Source organism: Citrobacter sp. wls710 (assembly GCF_005281115.1).
GTDB classification, from domain to species: Bacteria; Pseudomonadota; Gammaproteobacteria; order Enterobacterales; family Enterobacteriaceae; genus Citrobacter; species Citrobacter werkmanii.
On sequence record NZ_SZXD01000003.1, the window covers coordinates 39,313 to 58,362 of the forward strand.

Here is a 19,050-nt window from a genome sequence, read left to right on the forward strand (position 1 = left end):
GATTGAGAAGGCGCTATGACATCATCTCTGCCCTCCGGGCAAACGTCATTATTGTTACAGATGACACAGCGCCTCGCGCTGTCTGACGCGCATTTTCGTCGGATATGTCAATTAATCTACCAGCGTGCGGGGATCGTACTGGCCGACCATAAACGGGACATGGTGTATAACCGCCTGGTCCGCCGTCTGCGAACCCTGGGACTGGATGACTTTGGTCGCTATCTCAGCATGCTGGAAGCTAACCAGAACAGTGCTGAGTGGCAGGCTTTTATTAACTCTCTGACCACCAACCTGACCGCGTTTTTTCGCGAAGGGCACCATTTTCCGGTGCTGTCAGATCATGCTCGTCGGCGTAGCGGTGAATATCGTGTCTGGAGTGCGGCAGCGTCAACCGGAGAAGAGCCGTACAGCATTGCCATTACGCTCGCCGATACCTTAGGTATGGCGCCGGGGCGCTGGCGTGTTTTTGCCAGCGACATTGATACCGAAGTGCTGGAAAAGGCCAGAAGCGGCATTTACCGTCTTGATGAGCTGAAGACGCTGTCACCCCAGCAGTTGCAGCGTTATTTCATGCGCGGCACCGGACCGCATGAAGGGCTGGTACGCGTCCGGCAGGAGCTGGCGGGGCATGTTGAATTTTCCAGCGTGAATTTACTGGATAAGCAGTACAACGTGCCAGGGCCCTTCGATGCCATATTTTGCCGTAACGTAATGATCTACTTCGATAAAACGACGCAACAGGATATTTTGCACCGTTTTGTTCCACTTCTTAAACCCGATGGGCTGCTATTTGCAGGTCATTCAGAAAACTTTAGCAACCTCGTGCGCGAGTTTAGCCTGCGTGGACAGACCGTGTATGCACATGCGCCAGGTAAGGATAAAGCATGAGTAAAATCAGGGTGTTGTCGGTTGATGATTCTGCATTGATGCGTCAAATCATGACCGAAATTATTAATAGCCACAGCGATATGGAAATGGTGGCGACGGCACCGGATCCATTGGTCGCCCGGGATTTAATCAAAAAATACAATCCCGACGTCCTGACGCTGGATGTGGAAATGCCGCGCATGGACGGCCTCGACTTTCTTGAGAAGTTGATGCGTCTGCGTCCGATGCCGGTAGTGATGGTTTCTTCGCTGACCGGTAAAGGTTCAGAGGTCACGCTGCGGGCGTTGGAGTTGGGGGCAATTGATTTTGTCACCAAACCACAACTGGGGATCCGTGAAGGGATGCTGGCCTACAGCGAAATGATCGCGGAGAAGATCCGCACCGCGTCGCGGGCAAAACTGGCGGCCCATAAGCCCATGGCTGCACCGACGACCTTGAAGGCAGGGCCGTTACTCAGTTCGGAAAAATTGCTGGTGATTGGCGCCTCAACCGGAGGAACAGAAGCAATTCGCCATGTACTCCAGCCATTGCCGCTTTCAAGTCCGGGTATTCTTATCACCCAGCATATGCCGCCAGGATTTACCCGCTCGTTCGCCGAACGTCTGAACAAACTGTGTCAGATCACGGTGAAAGAAGCAGAAGACGGGGAGCGTGTGCTTCCGGGGCATGCGTATATTGCGCCCGGTGACAAACATATGGAACTGGCGCGCAGCGGCGCGAACTACCAAATCAAAATTCATGACGGCCCGCCGGTTAACCGACACCGGCCTTCAGTGGATGTGCTGTTCCATTCGGTGGCAAAACATGCGGGGCGCAATGCCGTGGGAGTGATCCTGACCGGTATGGGCAACGATGGCGCCGCCGGAATGTTAGCGATGAACCAGGCTGGCGCCTGGACCATTGCGCAAAATGAAGCAAGTTGTGTGGTGTTCGGCATGCCGCGCGAGGCCATCAATATGGGTGGCGTAAGCGAAGTGGTCGATCTTAGCCAGGTAAGCCAGCAAATGTTGGCGAAAATCAGTGCCGGACAGGCAATACGTATTTGAATCAGGAGTCTATTTTTTATGGCGGATAAAGAGCTTAAGTTTTTGGTTGTGGATGACTTTTCCACCATGCGTCGCATCGTGCGTAACCTGCTTAAAGAGCTGGGGTTCAACAATGTTGAAGAAGCGGAAGACGGCGTGGATGCGCTGAATAAGCTGCAGGCTGGGGGATTTGGTTTTGTCATTTCCGACTGGAACATGCCGAACATGGACGGCCTGGAACTGCTGAAAACCATTCGCGCAGATGGCGGAATGTCCTCCCTGCCGGTGCTGATGGTTACGGCAGAAGCGAAAAAAGAAAACATCATTGCGGCAGCACAGGCAGGTGCCAGTGGTTATGTCGTGAAACCGTTTACGGCGGCGACGCTGGAAGAAAAACTCAATAAGATCTTTGAGAAACTGGGCATGTGAGGGTGTGATAATGATGATGCAACCACAAATTAAACCTGCTGACGAACACTCAGCAGGGGACATCATCGCGCGCATCGGCAGTTTGACCCGAATGCTGCGCGACAGCCTGCGCGAACTGGGGCTGGATCAGGCTATTGCCGAAGCGGCGGAAGCGATTCCTGATGCCCGCGATCGTCTCGATTACGTTGTGCAAATGACCGCGCAGGCGGCAGAGCGCGCGCTGAACAGCGTGGAAGCTTCGCAGCCGCACCAGGACGCGATGGAAAAAGGTGCCAAAGACCTGACCAAACGCTGGGATGAATGGTTCGAAAATCCGATCGAGCTGTCTGATGCCCGTGAACTGGTTACCGACACCCGTCAGTTCCTTGGTGACGTGCCTGGACATACCAGCTTTACTAATGCCCAGCTGCTGGACATCATGATGGCGCAGGATTTCCAGGACCTCACTGGTCAGGTCATCAAGCGCATGATGGATGTTATTCAGGAGATTGAACGTCAGTTGCTGATGGTTCTGCTGGAAAACATTCCGGAGCAGGGTACTCGTCCAAAACGCGAAAACGAAAGCTTGCTGAACGGCCCGCAGGTTGACACCTCAAAAGCTGGCGTGGTGGCAAGTCAGGATCAGGTTGACGACCTGCTGGACAGCCTCGGTTTCTGATGAGTATTTGCCGGATGTGGGGCGTGACCTCTCATCCGGCTTACGCGCAATTCTGCTTAAAGCCATAAATCCCGTCTTTTTTACCGCTTACTCTGCCCATTGCCGGATTGCTGTTCTGGCATCATTCTCGCCTATATGTCTATCCAGGGTCTGATGCGTGGCAGAAGAAAGCGACGACGACAAAACAGAAGCTCCCACACCCCACCGACTTGAAAAAGCACGGGAGGAAGGGCAGATCCCCCGATCCAAAGAGCTGACTTCACTGCTTATTTTGCTGGTGGGAGTGTGCATTATCTGGATTGGCGGGGAGTCGCTGGCCCGCAGACTGGCTGGCATGCTGTCGGCTGGGCTACGGTTTGACCACAGTATGGTCAATGACCCAAATCTGATCCTCAGCCAAATCATCCTGCTGATTAAAGACGCGATGATTGCGCTGTTGCCGTTGATTACTGGCGTCGTTCTGGTGGCATTGATCTCACCTGTGATGCTTGGTGGCTTGATCTTCAGTGGTAAATCTCTGCAACCCAAGTTCTCTAAGCTGAATCCGCTGCCGGGCATTAAACGCATGTTTTCCGCGCAAACCGGTGCCGAACTACTCAAAGCGATACTGAAGTCCACGTTGGTGGGAAGCGTGGCCGGATTTTATCTTTGGCATAACTGGCCAGCGATGATGCGGCTGATGGCGGAATCTCCGATTACGGCGATGGGCAACGCCCTGGATTTAGTCGGTATGTGCGCGCTGTTGGTGGTGCTGGGCGTCATTCCCATGGTCGGATTCGACGTTTTTTTCCAGATTTATAGCCATGTGAAAAAGTTGCGCATGTCGCGTCAGGATATCCGTGACGAATTTAAGCAAAGCGAAGGCGACCCGCACGTTAAGGGCAAAATACGCCAAATGCAGCGCGCGGCGGCACAGCGTCGCATGATGGCGGATGTACCGAAAGCGGACATCATTGTGACCAACCCAACGCACTACTCGGTGGCGTTGCAGTATGACGAGAACAAAATGAGTGCGCCGAAAGTTGTTGCCAAAGGCGCGGGGCTGGTGGCGCTGCGTATTCGTGAGATTGGCGCCGAGCATCGTGTTCCAACGTTAGAAGCACCACCGCTGGCGCGTGCATTATATCGCCATGCGGAGATTGGTCAGCAAATACCGGGTCAATTATATGCCGCCGTTGCCGAAGTGCTGGCATGGGTATGGCAGTTAAAACGCTGGCGTCTGGCAGGCGGCAAGCCGCCACCACAACCTGAAAACCTTCCGGTGCCTGACGCACTGGATTTTATGAACGAGAAGAATACTGATGGCTAATCTGGTCGCGATGCTGCGCCTGCCCGGCAACATGAAATCCACACAATGGCAAATTCTTGCCGGGCCGATCCTCATTCTGCTGATCCTGTCGATGATGGTACTGCCGCTGCCGGCTTTCATCCTCGATCTGCTGTTCACGTTTAACATTGCGCTGTCGATCATGGTGCTGCTGGTCGCGATGTTTACACAGCGCACGCTTGAGTTTGCTGCATTCCCGACGATTTTGCTGTTCACCACATTATTGCGCCTGGCGCTGAACGTCGCGTCGACGCGTATCATTTTGATGGAAGGACATACCGGTGCGGCGGCGGCGGGGAAGGTGGTTGAAGCCTTTGGTCACTTCCTGGTGGGCGGTAACTTTGCCATCGGTATCGTGGTCTTCGTTATTCTCGTCATCATTAACTTTATGGTTATCACCAAAGGCGCTGGTCGTATTGCTGAAGTTGGCGCGCGCTTCGTGCTGGATGGTATGCCCGGCAAGCAGATGGCGATTGATGCCGACTTGAATGCCGGACTGATTGGTGAAGATGAAGCCAAAAAACGACGTTCGGAAGTGACGCAGGAAGCGGACTTCTACGGTTCGATGGACGGTGCGAGTAAATTCGTACGCGGAGATGCCATCGCCGGTATTTTGATCATGGTGATCAACGTCGTCGGCGGCCTGTTGGTCGGGGTGTTACAGCATGGCATGAGTATGGGAAGCGCAGCGGAAAGTTATACCCTGCTGACTATCGGTGACGGCCTGGTCGCGCAGATCCCCGCGCTGGTCATCTCAACAGCGGCGGGTGTTATTGTGACCCGCGTGAGTACCGACCAGGATGTAGGCGAACAGATGGTGACCCAACTGTTCAGTAATCCAAGCGTTATGCTGCTTAGTGCAGCGGTGCTGGGTTTGCTGGGCCTGGTACCTGGTATGCCAAACCTGGTATTTTTGATGTTTACCGCTGCATTACTCGGCCTGGCCTGGTGGATGCGTGGTCGCGAACTTAAAGCGCCTGCTGAGCCTCAGCCGGTGAAAATGCCGGAAAATAACTCTGTGGTGGAAGCCACCTGGAACGATGTTCAACTGGAGGATTCACTGGGAATGGAGGTGGGTTACCGCCTGATCCCAATGGTGGATTTTCAGCAGGATGGTGAGCTACTGGGGCGCATTCGCAGTATTCGTAAGAAATTTGCCCAGGATATGGGCTTCCTGCCACCGGTGGTCCACATCCGCGACAATATGGATCTGCAACCCGCCCGCTATCGCATTCTGATGAAAGGGGTGGAAATCGGCAGCGGGGACGCTTATCCCGGACGTTGGCTGGCCATTAATCCAGGGACGGCGGCAGGTTCGTTGCCGGGTGAGAAAACGGTCGATCCGGCTTTCGGTCTGGACGCTATCTGGATTGAGAGCGCATTGAAGGAACAGGCGCAGATTCAGGGCTTTACGGTGGTTGAAGCCAGTACCGTTGTCGCTACGCATCTGAATCACCTGATTGGTCAGTTTGCCGCGGAGCTGTTCGGGCGCCAGGAAGCGCAACAGCTCCTGGACCGCGTCTCACAGGAGATGCCAAAACTAACTGAAGATATGGTCCCTGGGGTTGTGACGCTGACCACACTGCACAAAGTGCTGCAGAACCTACTGGACGAAAAAGTACCGATTCGCGATATGCGCACCATTCTCGAAACGCTGGCTGAACATGCGCCGCTGCAAAACGATCCGCATGAGCTTACTGCGGTAGTCCGTGTTGCGCTGGGGCGCGCCATCACCCAGCAATGGTTCCCGGGTAATGAAGAGGTTCAGGTTATTGGCTTGGATACCCCGCTTGAACGTCTGCTGCTGCAAGCATTACAGGGCGGCGGCGGTCTGGAGCCTGGTCTGGCGGACCGGCTGCTGGCCCAAACCCAGGAAGCGCTCTCCCGCCAGGAAATGTTGGGCGCGCCGCCGGTATTGCTGGTTAATCACGCGTTACGTCCGTTACTGGCACGCTTTTTACGTCGCAGCATTCCGCAGTTGGTGGTGTTATCGAACATGGAGCTTTCTGATAACCGCCATATCCGCATGACGGCGACTATTGGAGGTAAATAATGCGTAACTTACTGTGGCTGTTGTTGTTTCCTCTGGCGGTACAGGCAGCCGGAGAAGGGGCATGGCAGGCAAGCGGGATGGGGATCACCTTAAACCACCGTGGTCAGTCAGCTTCGTCTGCACCTCTGGTTCCGAGCCAACCAGTCTCGGGTTTGATGACCTTAGTGGCGTGGCGCTATGAGCTTAATGGCCCAACTCCTGCAGGGTTACGTGTGCGTTTATGCTCTCAGTCTCGTTGTGTCGAGCTGGACGGGCAAAGTGGCACCACCAACGGGTTCAATAATGTTCCTGCCATTGAACCTATGCATTTTGTCTGGGAAGTTCCTGGCGGCGGTCGCCTGATCCCCGCCTTACAAGTACAGAGCAATCAGGTGATTGTGAACTATCGTTAACGCCTCTCTTCATTAGGCCAGCAGCAGAAACTGCTGGCTGCTTCGCAATTTTAGCCCTCCGCTTTGATTAAAAAGAAACGCTGTTTTATAAAATTGGTGACATACGTTGCCGGACTCTTTGTGCTGTTGCCATTTCGCGAACATCCCTGGCAGAAACAGAAAGGTTTCACTTGCTGTTAGCTTTTACTGTGACCCTGAAAGGACGCCCAATATCAATGCGAGGATTGCGGGGCCTCCCAATAATGTGCAGGGGTAACGGCAATGAAGACACGTAAAATCGGATTGGTTAACTATTTTGCCTACGGTTCGGGGGATTTTTTAGGCGCAGGCACCACGGCATTAACCGCCGCCTGGCTGCTCTATTTTTACACTACGTTTTGTGGTCTGACGCCTATCGAGGCGACCTTCATTTTTGCCACCGCCAGGGTGCTGGATGCCGTGGTTAGCCCGTTAATGGGTTTTTTAACCGATAACTTTGGTTCCACCTGGCTCGGTAAACGCTTCGGGCGACGTAAGTTTTTTATTCTGTTGGGGATCCCCTGCGTCTTTAGCTACTCGCTGATGTGGGTGGGTGACATGGGGTTCTGGTATTACCTGCTGACCTATCTGATTTTTGACGTGGTCTACACCATGATTCTGGTGCCTTATGAAACGCTGGTGCCCGAAATGACCGATGACTTTAAACAGAAAACCAAGTTTTCTGGCGCACGTATTTCGATGGCGCAAATGTCAGCTATTCTGGCCTCGTTCTTACCCGGCGTTCTGCTAACGCTGTTTGGCAAAGATAACCCGGTGTCTTTTTTCTATGCCAGCCTGGTGTTCTCTGTGCTGTGCGCGCTGATGCTGACTTTCGTCTGGTTCTTTACCTGGGAGCGCCCACGTGCTGAGTGGACTGAAGCCGCGCTGCGAGCCGAAGAAGAGAAGAAAAAGCTGACCTTTAGCCAAAGCATGAACCGCCTGTTCGTTGAACTGAGCTCAACACTGCGCATCCGTATCTTCCGTCAGCATTTAGGAATGTATCTCGGCGGCTATATAGCGCAGGACGTTTTTAACGCCGTCTTTACCTACTATGTGGTGTTTGTGCTGATGCAGGAAGCCTCGATGGCGTCAAACCTGCTGGGAACGATGGCTATCTTCCAGTTTATTGCCGTTATCGCCATGATCCCATTGTGTATCCGCTTTGGACCCGCGCCATCATACCGGATGGTCGTTGTCCTGTTTGGCACGAGTTCTCTCTCTTATGCGCTGCTTTATTATGCCGGGTTAAGCGATGTTTATTCTCTGTTGCTGCTGGTCTCTGCCATTGCGGGCCTGGGACGCGGAGGGATCAATTATGTTCCCTGGAATACCTATACCTATATTGCGGACGTTGACGAAGTGATTACCGGTCAGCGTCGGGAAGGGATCTTCGCCGGGATTATGACGTTAACGCGCAAAGCGTCGCAGGCGGGCGCGGTGATGCTGGTGGGGATTGTCATGCAGTTGTCCGGTTTTGTCTCCGGCCAGAGCGCACAGCCCGCGGCGGTCAGCCATACCATTTTGTTAATTCTGAGCTGCGGTACGCTAATTGTTCTGGCGCTGGGTTTCCTGGTTTCCCTGCGCTTCAAACTAAACCTGCACACCCACAGCACCCTGCGTGAAGAGACCGCAAAAATGCGTGAGTCCGGGCGGCCTGTGCTGGAAGGACTTTCCGCTGAAGGACGCGCCACCGTAGAGATGCTGTCCGGCATGCCATATGAATCACTTTGGGGTAACAACAATATTGGTTACCTGAATCGTAATAAACCAGCGGCACCGAAACTGGAAAAGGGCGCCGCATTGAATTCGACATTGACAGAGGTTAAGTAAATGATTGTTTACCCGGTTAAACATAGCCCATTGTTGCGCCAACCAGAACATTTTATTGCCAGGGATGAATTAAAAGCGTTGATCAAAAAGGTGACGCATAACCTGGTCAATATTCATGACGAGACCGGCGAGTTCTTGCTACGTCTGGACGATGGACGCGTTATTGATACCAAAGGTTGGGCGGGATGGGAGTGGACGCACGGCGTCGGCTTGTATGGGATGTATCAGTATTATCAGCAAACCGGCGATGAAACGATGCGCGATATCATCGACAGCTGGTTTGCCGATCGTTTTGCCGAAGGCGCAACCACCAAAAACGTCAACACGATGGCGCCGTTTTTAACGCTGGCGTATCGCTATGAAGAGACGCGTAACCCCGCGTATCTGCCGTGGCTCGATAGCTGGGCGGAGTGGGCAATGCATGAGATGCCGCGTACAGAATATGGCGGTATGCAGCACATTACGCTGGCGGAAGAGAATCACCAGCAAATGTGGGATGACACATTGATGATGACGGTTTTACCGCTGGCGAAAATTGGCAAGTTGCTCAACCGTCCTGAATATATTGAAGAGGCAACCTATCAGTTCCTGCTGCACGTGCAAAACCTGATGGATAAAGAAACGGGGCTGTGGTTCCACGGCTGGAGTTATGAAGGACAGCATAATTTTGCCAACGCTCGCTGGGCGCGTGGCAACAGCTGGTTAACTATCGTGATCCCGGACTTTCTCGAACTGCTCGATTTACCAGAAAACAGTGCCGTTCGCCGCTATCTGATGCAGGTTCTGCACGCGCAAATCGCGGCGCTGGCTAAGTGCCAGGATGAAAGTGGATTGTGGCACACGCTACTGGACGATCCGCAGTCGTATCTGGAAGCGTCAGCCACAGCCGGATTTGCGTATGGGATCCTCAAAGCGGTACGTAAACGCTATGTCGGCCAAGAGTATGCTGCGGTGGCCGAAAAAGCCATCAGAGGCATTGTGCAACATATCTCACCAGAAGGAGAATTGTTGCACACCTCGTTTGGTACCGGAATGGGGCACAATCTCGATTTTTACCGCAATATCCCACGGACCTCCATGCCTTACGGACAAGCGATGGCGATGCTGTGCCTTACCGAATACTTGCGTAAGTATTTTTGATATCGGCGTCCGATGGTGCAGCTGCTATCGGACCTGATTGTTCCGGTGTCTCTGTTTGCGCGGCGTTGTCCTGCGGAGCAAACAGATGATCCATGATTTGACGCATAACCGGCGCGGCGGTGACGCCATCGCTGCCGCCGTTTTCGAGAATTAACGCCACGGCGACTTTCGGGTTTTTATACGGCGCAAACGCGGTATAAAACACATGGTCGCGCAAACGGACCGGAATCATTTTCGCATTGTAGGTCTGATTTTCTTTCAGGCTGAAGACCTGTGATGTGCCACTTTTCGCCGCAATGCCGTAAGGTGCGGTGTGAAAGAACTTATAGCCCGTGCCGTTTGGTTCATTCGCCATGCCGAACATCGCCTGACGCACCAGCCCCCAGTAGGGTGACGATGCAGAGGCGATTTGCGACGGCGCTTCAGGAGCCTGGTACGGTGTGTGGGTTTTGCCGCTTTCTTCATCAAGTAGCAGGTGAGGGGCGATGACTTTGCCGTTGTTAATCAGTGCTACCATAGCCTTTACCATCTGGATTGGCGTGGCAATCCAGTAGCCCTGGCCGATACCGACAGAAATGGTATCCCCTTGATACCATGCTTTTTTATGTACTTTTTGCTTCCATTCGCGGCTCGGGAGCAGGCCGTTATACTCCTCATCAAGATCGATACCGGTCGGTTTACCGTAACCAAACTGGCTGAGCATGCTGTTAATCCGGTCGATCCCCATCATATACGCCACCTGATAGAAGAAGGTATCGGCGGATTCTTCAATCGCTTTGGTGACGTCCAGCATACCGTGACCGGTTTTTTTCCAGTCACGATAATGCCGCTCGGTGCCGGGGAGCGTCCAGGTGGGGGCACCGAAGAAACTGGTCTGCGGGGTGATGACTCCGTCCAGTAAAGCAGACATCGCCATGTAAGGTTTGACCGTGGAGGCGGGAGGATACAGCCCCTGCGTGACGCGGTTGATTAAAGGCAGGTCTTTATCCTGCAGCAGCTTGTTATAGTCCTGATAGCTGATGCCTTTGACAAACGGATTGGGGTCATAGCTGGGGTTTGAGACCATCGCCAGCACGGAACCGTCGTGCGGATCTTCCACCAGTACCGCTGCACGCTGGCCCGCCAGCAGACTCTCAATGTATTGCTGTAAATGTAAATCCAGCGTCAGATGGATATCTTTTCCGGCAACGGGCGGCACATCCTTGATCAAGCGGACGATGCGTCCGTGGTTATCGACTTCCACCTCCTGATAACCGGTTTTTCCATGCAGTTCGTTTTCGTAATAGTGCTCAATACCCTGTTTGCCGATGTTGTGATCGGCGGCGTAGTTTTCTGCCAGACCTTTTTTATCCAGTGCTTTCAGATCGTTGTCGTTGATTTTTGAAACATAGCCAAGGACATGCGCCAGTGCGGCGCCATAGGGATACTGGCGGTCTTCATAGCTATTGATATTGACGCCACTGAAATGAAACTGGTTAACCGAGAAACGGGCGATTTCTACATCGGTCAGCGCATTTTTTAGCACTACCGGGCGATAACGGCTGCTGGATTTTAGCTCATGGCGGAACTGGTCAATGTCATCCGGGGTAAGGTCAACGATCGGCGTTAACTGCCTGATTAGGGCATCCATATCGCTGATTTTATAAGGCGTAACGGAAATGTCGTACCAGGTTACGTTGCGCACCAGCGGGATGCCGTTGCGATCGTAAATCATGCCTCGCGTTGGGGCGACTGGCAGCATTTTGATGTCGTTTGCATCCGACCGGGTGGTGTAATACTGGTGCTGACGGATTTGTAGGTTGTAGAGATTGTAAATCAGGATGCCAAAACAGATGACCACCACGCCAAAGGCCACTATTACACGCCGCTGGAAGAGTTTTTCTTCCGCCTCAAAATCTCTGAATGTCATTGACCCGTACCCGATTAATTCGCCGCCTAATGATACGGAGGCTCAAACGGGATGACAGGCCAAATATGTTCCATATCTCTACGGAAATGTGTCATTCCTTGTGAGTTGTTACAGATAGCCTGTTACGGAAATAAAAAAGGCCTGAGTCCGCGTTACAGACTCAGGCCTTAATCCTTGCGAACTTACATACGTTCTACGGTTTCGATACCCAGCGTATCCAGACCCAGCTTCAGGGTTTTCGCCGTCAACTGCGCCAGCTTCAGACGGCTGTTACGAATCTCTTCGTTCTCAGCGCTGAGGATAGGGCAATGCTCGTAGAAGCCGGAGAACAGACCCGCTACGTCGTACAGGTAGGCACACATCACGTGCGGCGTACCTTCACGGGCAACGACGGTGAGCGTTTCTTCAAACTGCAGAAGACGAGCGGCGAGTTGGGCCTCGCGATCTTCACGGATAATGACCTGCGCATTTGCCAGCGCGTTCTCGTCGATATCCGCTTTACGGAACACGGACAGTACGCGGGTGTAGGCATACTGCATGTACGGCGCGGTGTTGCCTTCGAACGCCAGCATATTGTCCCAGTCGAAGATGTAGTCAGTGGTACGGTTTTTGGACAAATCCGCATATTTCACCGCGCCGATACCGACCGCATTCGCCAGCTTTTCCAGCTCATCGGCAGGCATATCCGGGTTCTTCTCAGCCACCAGACGACGTGCGCGCTCCAGCGCTTCATCCAGCAGATCGGCCAGTTTAACCGTACCGCCCGCGCGGGTTTTGAACGGCTTACCGTCTTTACCCAGCATCATACCGAACATGTGGTGTTCCAGCGGCACGGAATCCGGCACATAGCCGGCTTTACGGACGATGGTCCAGGCCTGCATCAAGTGCTGATGCTGACGGGAATCGATGTAATAGAGAACGCGGTCGGCATGCAGCGTTTCGTAACGATATTTGGCGCAGGCGATGTCGGTGGTGGTGTAGAGATAGCCGCCATCTTTCTTCTGAATGATAACGCCCATTGGTTCGCCTTCCTTGTTCTTATACTCATCAAGGAATACGACGGTAGCGCCTTCGCTCTCAACGGCCAGGCCCTTAGCTTTCAGATCGGCCACGATACCTGGCAGCATCGGGTTGTACAGGCTTTCACCCATGACGTCGTCACGGGTCAGCGTGACGTTCAGGCGATCGTAAGTTAACTGGTTCTGCGACATGGTAATGTCGACCAGTTTGCGCCACATCTCACGGAAATATTCGTCGCCGCCTTGCAGTTTAACAACATAGCTACGGGCGCGTTCTGCGAAGGCTTCATCTTCGTCGTAATGCTTTTTCGCGTCACGGTAGAAACCTTCCAGGTCAGCCAGCGCCATCTCTCCGGCGTTTTCTTGCTGCTGTTTTTCCAGCCACGCGATCAGCATACCGAACTGAGTACCCCAGTCGCCAACGTGGTTAGCACGAATAACATTGTGGCCGAGGAACTCCAGCGTACGCACCGCAGCGTCACCGATGATGGTGGAACGCAGGTGACCCACGTGCATCTCTTTCGCTACGTTAGGCGCGGAGTAGTCAACAACAACGGTTTGTTTAGCCGGTTGAGTTACGCCCAGACGATCGGAGGCCAGCGCCTGCTGAACATGCTGCGCCAGAAATGCCGGATCGAGAAAAATATTGATAAAGCCCGGGCCAGCAATTTCAACCTTGCTGGCAATCCCGTTGAGATCCAGATGAGTCAGCACCTGCTCAGCCAGTTGTCGCGGCGCCATACCCAGTTTTTTAGCGACAGCCATCATGCCGTTGGCCTGATAGTCACCGAACTGTATTTTTGCTGACTGACGAACCTGCGGTTCGCAATCTGCAGGCGCGCCTGCAGCAATCATGGCCTGACTGACTTTTTCTGAGAGAAGAGCCTGAATATTCACCGGAATACCTTACATTTATGAAGCGGGATATAATTCACCGCGCCAGTTTAAGAATTTAGGGCGGGAGTATACTGCAAATGCCCGTTGTCGTCAGCATCGCGAGTACTGTGCGCTGTCGGAAATGAAAGCAACGCAATTACGTATAATTATGCATATTGCGTTCGAAAAAAACAGCGGTTGGATGGCGCAGCGCAACAGAGTAAATTAGCGGCTTTGAACATGGATATGAGCTTTTATTATGGCGAACTGGCAAACAGTTGCAGAACTGCATGATATTTCCGCAGATTTACCGCATTTCGCGCAGGCGTTAACGGAACTTTCCACCCGTCTTGGTCTGGATGTCACACCGCTTGAAGCCGATCACATTTCTTTGCGTTGTCATCAAAATACTACCGCAGAGCGCTGGCGTCGTGGATTTGAGCAGTGCGGTGAATTATTGTCAGAGAACATCATCAATGGCAGACCCATTTGCCTGTTCAAACTTCATGAGCCGGTTTGCGTCCTGCACTGGACATTTTCTATCGTAGAGCTGCCGTGGCCGGGAGAAAAGCGTTACCCACATGAAGGTTGGGAACATATTGAGATTGTCCTGCCGGGAGATGCGGAGACGCTGAATGCGCGAGCGTTGGCGCTGCTTTCCGATCAAGGACTGAGTCAGCCGGGCATCTTTGTGAAAACCAGCTCACCGAAAGGAGAGCGGGAGCGTTTACCGAATCCTACGCTGGCGGTCAGCGATGGCAGTGTGACGATAAAGTTTCATCCGTGGTCGATTGAAACCATTGTGGCAAGTGAGCGACAGGAGTGAACATGGCCTTACTGGAAGTTTGCTGTTACAGCATGGAATGCGCGCTTACGGCGCAGCAAAACGGCGCGGATCGCATTGAGCTTTGCGCGGCGCCCAAAGAAGGGGGCTTAACGCCGTCACTGGGCGTATTACGTTCGGTTCGCCAGCATGTGGCTATTCCCGTCAACCCGATTATCCGCCCGCGTGGAGGGGATTTTTGTTATACCGACGGTGAATTCGCGGCAATGCTGGATGATATTGCGATGGTCAAAGAACTGGGATTTTCAGGGCTGGTGACCGGTATTTTAGATGCGGATGGCAATGTCGATATGCCGCGCATGGAGAAAATAATGGCTGCTGCTGGTCCGCTGAATGTCACTTTTCATCGGGCGTTTGATATGTGTGCTAACCCACTCAATGCGTTACAAAAATTAGCTGAATTGGGCATTGCCAGAGTGCTGACTTCCGGGCAAAAATCAGATGCAGTGCAAGGTTTAACAAAAATAATGGAACTTATTGCGCTGGCGGGTGCTCCAATCATTATGGCCGGAGCGGGGGTTCGCGCCTCGAATTTGTCCCTGTTCCTGGATGCTGGAGTGCAGGAAGTCCATAGTTCTGCCGGAGTATGGCTGGCTTCCCCAATGCGTTATCGCAATTCGGGGTTGTCGATGTCTTCGGATACGCAGGCGGATGAGTATTCTCGCTATGCGGTAGACGGAGCGGCGGTTGCTGAAATGAAAGCAATCATGGCACGCCATCAGGCCAGCTGATTTTTACCGTTGCATCATGTCGCCCAATATGATGCTTGCTCGTACCAGGCCCCTGCAATTTCAACAGGGGCCTTTTTTTCTCCTTCATATTTCAAGCCGCAGCAGCGTTGGCCGCCTCGCGCACCCCGGTCACGTAGTTATCTACGCTCCCGGGGATTTGCAGCGTTGGCCGCCTTGCTGCAACTTGAACTATTTTGGAGAAACGGTGCTATACGTAACGGTCATTCGGCAATCCATTACGGTTTACGCGCAATCAATACCGCACGTAATGGGGCGGGGTAGCCTTCTACCGTTTTACTGTGGTCGTTCGGGTCGAGGAAATCGGCCAGCGATTCGGTTATCATCCACTCGGTGCGACGCTGCTCTTCGGTGGTGGTGACACAGACATCGGCGATGCGTACATCAACAAATCCGCATTTTTCCAGCCAGTTTTTTAGCGCCAACGCAGACGGGATAAAATAGACGTTACGCATCTGCGCGTAGCGGTCACCTGGCACCAGTACGGTATTTTCATCACCCTCGACTACCAGCGTTTCCAGTACCAGTTCACCCTCTTTAACCAACTGATCTTTCAACTGCCACAGGTGTTCCAGCGGGGAACGTCGATGATACAGCACGCCCATGGAAAACACGGTATCAAAGGCGTTGAGCGCCGGAAGCTGTTCAATACCCAGCGGCAGCAGATGCGCGCGCTGATCGTTGCCCAGCAGTTTACGCACCGCTTCAAACTGGCACAGGAACAATTGCGTAGGATCGATGCCAACCGCCAGGTGCGCCCCCGCGCCAATCATACGCCACATATGATATCCGCTGCCGCAGCCGACATCGAGAATGGTACGCCCGGTGAGATCCGATAAATGCGGCAGGACGCGATCCCATTTCCAGTCTGAGCGCCATTCGGTATCGATATTGACGCCGTACAGCGAGTATGGTCCTTTCCGCCATGGCATCAGGTTCCGCATCAGAGTGTCGATGCGTTTGAGCTGACCGTCGCTGAGCGGTTGTTCGCTTTCTGCGGTGACGCTATGCAGTAAGTCCAGACGATAGGGCGTTAACTCCGGTAAAAATTCTACCGCGTTCGACCACTGCTTAAATAAGCCATGCTGATCGCGCTGCCAGGCGGCGATTTGCGCCGGAAGCGTTTCCAGCCAATGGGAAAGGTGATTTTTGGCAATCAGTTGATAAAAGTTACCAAAGTCGATCATGCGCTGACCTCAGCTTTCAGCGCCACCAGGGAACCAAAGTTGAAGCACTGGAACCACAATTCGCTGTGCTCAAAACCAGCCTGATGCAGGCGCGCTTTGTGTGTTTCAACGGAGTCGGTCAGCATCACGTTCTCCAGCATGCTGCGCTTCTGGCTGATTTCCAGTTCGCTATAGCCATTCGCGCGTTTGAAGTCGTGGTGCATGTTGAACAGCAGCTCGCCAACTTGAGCGTCTTCGAAACTGAATTTTTCCGACAGCACCAGCGCACCACCGGGATTCAGTCCCTGATAAATCTTATCCAACAATGCCTGGCGCTCAGCTGGCTCAAGGAACTGCAGGGTAAAATTCAGCACCACCATCGAGGCGTTTTCGAGAGTAATGTCGCGAATATCGCCTTCGATGACTTCAACCGGGGTTGGGGCCTTATAAGCGTCAATATGACGACGGCAGCGCTCCACCATCGCCGGGGAATTATCAATGGCAATAATTTTGCAATTCTCGTGATGAATATTGCGACGCACTGAGAGCGTCGCCGCGCCCAGAGAGCAGCCGAGATCGTAGACCTGTGTGTTGGGCTGTACGAAACGTTCGGCCAGCATGCCAATCATCGAAATGATATTGGAGTAGCCGGGAACGGAACGCTGGATCATATCCGGGAAGACTTCAGCTACCCGTTCATCAAAGGTCCAGTCACCCAGACTGGCGATAGGCGCAGAAAAAAGCGTGTCGCGGTGAGACATAACGTAAAAATCCGGGAAAAATAAAGTGGCGTATTGTGCGCTAATGCAGGGAGAAAACCAACTCCCAGGGCATATACCAAAGATTCGCCAGCACCATTAGCAACAGCGAACACCAGGTCGCGCTCATGCCTGAACGCCGCCAGCGGAAAAGCCGGTGGTGGAATCCGTAATAATGCATCAGTCGTCCGGCAATCAACATCAGCCCGCAAATATGCACCATCCACGTCTCTGCGCCGTTCATTTCCATAAATAACAGCAGCACTAACGCGACGGGAATATATTCCACCGCATTACCATGAATGCGGATAGCGCTTTGCAGTTCGCTAAAACCACCGTCACCATAAGCAACGCGGTACTGCATACGCAGGCGAACGACGTCAAATGAGAACTTTATTAACAATAACGCACCCAATACGGCATAAAGCGCGCTTACCATACAAACTCCCTTTAAAATGGCAGATGGCACTGTCTATGATAGGTGGCAATTTCAGAAAAGAGAAGATTGCTGTGGAATAGACGGTGCTGATCCGATCTCTGGCAGGGCGTTACGTAAATCCGCCCATAACGTGTCTACAAGCTCCGGGGCCTGCGCGATATCCGGCGTATGCAAAAATAAATATGGCGTTGTGGACTGTTGCCACAGCGCCAGTTTGGTTAACCAAACTGCAAATAACTGCCGGTTTTGTGCCATATCATCGCTACCGATAAAACGCACCATCGGATGATTGGCCGTTACCACTGCATGAACCGGAACCTTCGGTTTTTTACGTTGTGCTTCGCGTATCGCTTCAGTATGCGGGATGGCGGCATGCACTGGGCGACTGTCCAGGATAACCCTATTTACACCTCGTTCATGCAGGCCGCGATTCAGTTGCTGCTCGGCTTCGCCTTTGGCAAAGAAATCCGGATGGCGAACTTCGACACCGTAGGTAAAGGATTTGGGGAGCGCGTCGAGAAACGGCCACAGAGCAGACAGGTCGCGTGGGGCGAAGGTGGCGGGTAATTGCAACCAGTATTGCCCGATGCGCGCTTCCAGCGGTGACATGCGCGTGAAAAATTCCTGTACCAAATCATCACAGTTACGCAACGCGGCCTGATGTGAAATAGTGGCCGGAAACTTAAAACAAAATCGAAACGCATCGGTGGTTTGTGCATGCCAGCGGGTGACAATCTCGGCTTTTGGCAGCGCATATAGCGTGGTATTGCCCTCCACACAGTTAAAGTGGCGGGCATACTCTTCCAGGCTGGTGATCCCAAGTCGCACCCATTTCGGGTGCGACCACTGGGGTAAGCCGATATAGATCATAACGCTTGCAGGATCTCGTCCACGCTGCGAACGCGCGCGATACGTGGGAAAATGTGTGTCATGCTGCCCTGATGCTGATCAGCACTGGCGGCGCTACAGGCATCTTCCGCAACGATCAGATTAAAACCTAGCTCCCATGCGTTTCGTGCGGTGGATTCCACGCCAATATTCGTGGAGATGCCACACAGAACGATGGTATTGATACCCCGACGGCGCAACTGTAGCTCGAGATCGGTACCGTAGAACGCTCCCCACTGACGTTTGGTGACTTCCAGATCGCTGGCGCATTTGCCCAGAGCTTGCGGGTAATCCCACCAGTTGTCGGGTAACGCTTTGGCCGGAGCCTGGGCATCAACCGGTTGTTTCAGCGCTTCGGCGTAATCGTCAGACCAGCCAACGCGTACCATTACTACTGGAGAACCCTTAGCACGAAATTTTTCCGCCAACCGTGCGGCGCGGGTAACCACATCGTGTGCCGTATGTGGTCCGCCAGCGAAAGGCAGGATCCCTTCCTGTAAGTCAATAACGACAAGGGCGGTTGTTGTTGCGTTCAGTTCCAGCATGGTCACTCCAGTAAAAAATAAGAATTCCGTTACACCTTAATCGCGAATCAGTGTGAAAGGGGCGACAATTTTTGTTATTTTTTGTGAGATTACGCAA

The 19,050-nt window shown here is 53.1% G+C and carries 18 protein-coding genes; 11 read left to right on the top strand and 7 right to left on the bottom strand.

From position 1 onward, the window contains the following. Positions 1–15 precede the first annotated feature (15 nt). The 9 genes from cheR (at position 16) to bglB (ending at position 9,760) form a co-directional block, all read left to right on the top strand. Positions 16–888, top strand: a complete 873-nt coding sequence (gene cheR / locus FDX14_RS01235) for a protein-glutamate O-methyltransferase CheR (RefSeq protein ID WP_038641472.1) — start codon at positions 16–18, stop codon at positions 886–888. Beyond that, positions 885–1,934 (top strand): protein-glutamate methylesterase/protein-glutamine glutaminase, encoded by a 1,050-nt coding sequence (locus tag FDX14_RS01240; protein WP_038641470.1) that lies wholly within the window; start codon positions 885–887, stop codon positions 1,932–1,934. The genes cheR and FDX14_RS01240 overlap by 4 nt, the downstream gene beginning before the upstream one ends. Positions 1,935–1,952: 18 nt before the next feature. After that, entirely contained in the window at positions 1,953–2,342 is a 390-nt protein-coding gene (cheY, locus tag FDX14_RS01245) for a chemotaxis response regulator CheY (protein WP_042307777.1), read from the top strand. Positions 2,343–2,355: 13 nt separating this feature from the next. Continuing rightward, positions 2,356–3,000: a protein phosphatase CheZ gene (gene cheZ, locus FDX14_RS01250; RefSeq protein ID WP_042307997.1), complete on the top strand. Its 645-nt coding sequence runs from the start codon at positions 2,356–2,358 to the stop codon at positions 2,998–3,000. Between the two features lie 157 nt (positions 3,001–3,157). Continuing rightward, positions 3,158–4,309, top strand: a complete 1,152-nt coding sequence (gene flhB / locus FDX14_RS01255) for a flagellar biosynthesis protein FlhB (RefSeq protein WP_137348889.1) — start codon at positions 3,158–3,160, stop codon at positions 4,307–4,309. Beyond that, complete coding sequence (flhA, locus tag FDX14_RS01260; RefSeq protein ID WP_137348890.1) at positions 4,302–6,380, top strand: flagellar biosynthesis protein FlhA; 2,079 nt, start codon at positions 4,302–4,304, stop codon at positions 6,378–6,380. The genes flhB and flhA overlap by 8 nt, the downstream gene beginning before the upstream one ends. Next, positions 6,380–6,772, top strand: a complete 393-nt coding sequence (gene flhE, locus FDX14_RS01265; RefSeq protein WP_061381096.1) for a flagellar protein FlhE — start codon at positions 6,380–6,382, stop codon at positions 6,770–6,772. Before flhA ends, flhE begins: the two co-directional genes overlap by 1 nt. Before the next feature lie 261 nt (positions 6,773–7,033). After that, a complete protein-coding gene (locus FDX14_RS01270; RefSeq protein ID WP_137348891.1) occupies positions 7,034–8,620 on the top strand; it encodes an MFS transporter in 1,587 nt (528 codons plus the stop codon). Further along, positions 8,621–9,760 (top strand): beta-galactosidase BglB, encoded by a 1,140-nt coding sequence (gene bglB, locus FDX14_RS01275; protein ID WP_137348892.1) that lies wholly within the window; start codon positions 8,621–8,623, stop codon positions 9,758–9,760. It begins immediately after the preceding gene. Here bglB and mrdA2 read toward each other — a convergent pair. Together mrdA2 and argS are read right to left on the bottom strand one after the other, a co-directional pair. Further along, positions 9,732–11,669: a peptidoglycan DD-transpeptidase MrdA2 gene (mrdA2, locus tag FDX14_RS01280; protein WP_137348893.1), complete on the bottom strand. Its 1,938-nt coding sequence runs from the start codon at positions 11,667–11,669 to the stop codon at positions 9,732–9,734. The two genes, bglB and mrdA2, sit on opposite strands and share 29 nt — an antisense overlap. A 182-nt stretch (positions 11,670–11,851) precedes the next feature. Then, positions 11,852–13,585, bottom strand: a complete 1,734-nt coding sequence (argS, locus tag FDX14_RS01285; protein WP_079223710.1) for an arginine--tRNA ligase — start codon at positions 13,583–13,585, stop codon at positions 11,852–11,854. Positions 13,586–13,823: 238 nt separating this feature from the next. On the opposite strand from argS, the gene FDX14_RS01290 reads away from it, so the two are divergent. Further along, the gene (locus tag FDX14_RS01290) at positions 13,824–14,390 is read left to right on the top strand and encodes a VOC family protein (RefSeq protein WP_042307793.1); all 567 of its coding nucleotides are present in this window, start codon (positions 13,824–13,826) and stop codon (positions 14,388–14,390) included. 2 nt (positions 14,391–14,392) lie between these two features. Beyond that, the gene (gene cutC, locus FDX14_RS01295) at positions 14,393–15,139 is read left to right on the top strand and encodes a copper homeostasis protein CutC (RefSeq protein WP_137348894.1); all 747 of its coding nucleotides are present in this window, start codon (positions 14,393–14,395) and stop codon (positions 15,137–15,139) included. A 236-nt stretch (positions 15,140–15,375) separates the two neighbouring features. On the opposite strand, the gene cmoB is transcribed toward cutC, so the two are convergent. From cmoB to FDX14_RS01320, 5 genes are read right to left on the bottom strand one after another with little or no spacing between them, the layout of a single operon-like run. Then, complete coding sequence (cmoB, locus tag FDX14_RS01300) at positions 15,376–16,344, bottom strand: tRNA 5-methoxyuridine(34)/uridine 5-oxyacetic acid(34) synthase CmoB (protein ID WP_038641441.1); 969 nt, start codon at positions 16,342–16,344, stop codon at positions 15,376–15,378. Beyond that, a complete protein-coding gene (gene cmoA, locus FDX14_RS01305; RefSeq protein WP_042307799.1) occupies positions 16,341–17,084 on the bottom strand; it encodes a carboxy-S-adenosyl-L-methionine synthase CmoA in 744 nt (247 codons plus the stop codon). The genes cmoB and cmoA overlap by 4 nt, the downstream gene beginning before the upstream one ends. 40 nt (positions 17,085–17,124) lie before the next feature. Then, complete coding sequence (locus FDX14_RS01310; protein ID WP_003833847.1) at positions 17,125–17,520, bottom strand: MAPEG family protein; 396 nt, start codon at positions 17,518–17,520, stop codon at positions 17,125–17,127. A gap of 51 nt (positions 17,521–17,571) precedes the next feature. Continuing rightward, complete coding sequence (locus tag FDX14_RS01315) at positions 17,572–18,390, bottom strand: DUF72 domain-containing protein (RefSeq protein ID WP_137348895.1); 819 nt, start codon at positions 18,388–18,390, stop codon at positions 17,572–17,574. Beyond that, positions 18,387–18,953 (bottom strand): hydrolase, encoded by a 567-nt coding sequence (locus FDX14_RS01320; protein WP_079223715.1) that lies wholly within the window; start codon positions 18,951–18,953, stop codon positions 18,387–18,389. The genes FDX14_RS01315 and FDX14_RS01320 overlap by 4 nt, the downstream gene beginning before the upstream one ends. Positions 18,954–19,050: the final 97 nt, after the last annotated feature.

Coding starts and splice junctions, on each gene's coding strand:
- cheR (WP_038641472.1), top strand. CDS start 16: ATGACATCATCTCTGCCCTCCGGGCAAACGTCATTATTGTTACAGATG.
- FDX14_RS01240 (WP_038641470.1), top strand. CDS start 885: ATGAGTAAAATCAGGGTGTTGTCGGTTGATGATTCTGCATTGATGCGT.
- cheY (WP_042307777.1), top strand. CDS start 1,953: ATGGCGGATAAAGAGCTTAAGTTTTTGGTTGTGGATGACTTTTCCACC.
- cheZ (WP_042307997.1), top strand. CDS start 2,356: ATGATGCAACCACAAATTAAACCTGCTGACGAACACTCAGCAGGGGAC.
- flhA (WP_137348890.1), top strand. CDS start 4,302: ATGGCTAATCTGGTCGCGATGCTGCGCCTGCCCGGCAACATGAAATCC.
- flhE (WP_061381096.1), top strand. CDS start 6,380: ATGCGTAACTTACTGTGGCTGTTGTTGTTTCCTCTGGCGGTACAGGCA.
- FDX14_RS01270 (WP_137348891.1), top strand. CDS start 7,034: ATGAAGACACGTAAAATCGGATTGGTTAACTATTTTGCCTACGGTTCG.
- bglB (WP_137348892.1), top strand. CDS start 8,621: ATGATTGTTTACCCGGTTAAACATAGCCCATTGTTGCGCCAACCAGAA.
- mrdA2 (WP_137348893.1), bottom strand. CDS start 11,669: ATGACATTCAGAGATTTTGAGGCGGAAGAAAAACTCTTCCAGCGGCGT.
- FDX14_RS01290 (WP_042307793.1), top strand. CDS start 13,824: ATGGCGAACTGGCAAACAGTTGCAGAACTGCATGATATTTCCGCAGAT.
- cutC (WP_137348894.1), top strand. CDS start 14,393: ATGGCCTTACTGGAAGTTTGCTGTTACAGCATGGAATGCGCGCTTACG.
- cmoB (WP_038641441.1), bottom strand. CDS start 16,344: ATGATCGACTTTGGTAACTTTTATCAACTGATTGCCAAAAATCACCTT.
- cmoA (WP_042307799.1), bottom strand. CDS start 17,084: ATGTCTCACCGCGACACGCTTTTTTCTGCGCCTATCGCCAGTCTGGGT.
- FDX14_RS01310 (WP_003833847.1), bottom strand. CDS start 17,520: ATGGTAAGCGCGCTTTATGCCGTATTGGGTGCGTTATTGTTAATAAAG.
- FDX14_RS01315 (WP_137348895.1), bottom strand. CDS start 18,390: ATGATCTATATCGGCTTACCCCAGTGGTCGCACCCGAAATGGGTGCGA.
- FDX14_RS01320 (WP_079223715.1), bottom strand. CDS start 18,953: ATGCTGGAACTGAACGCAACAACAACCGCCCTTGTCGTTATTGACTTA.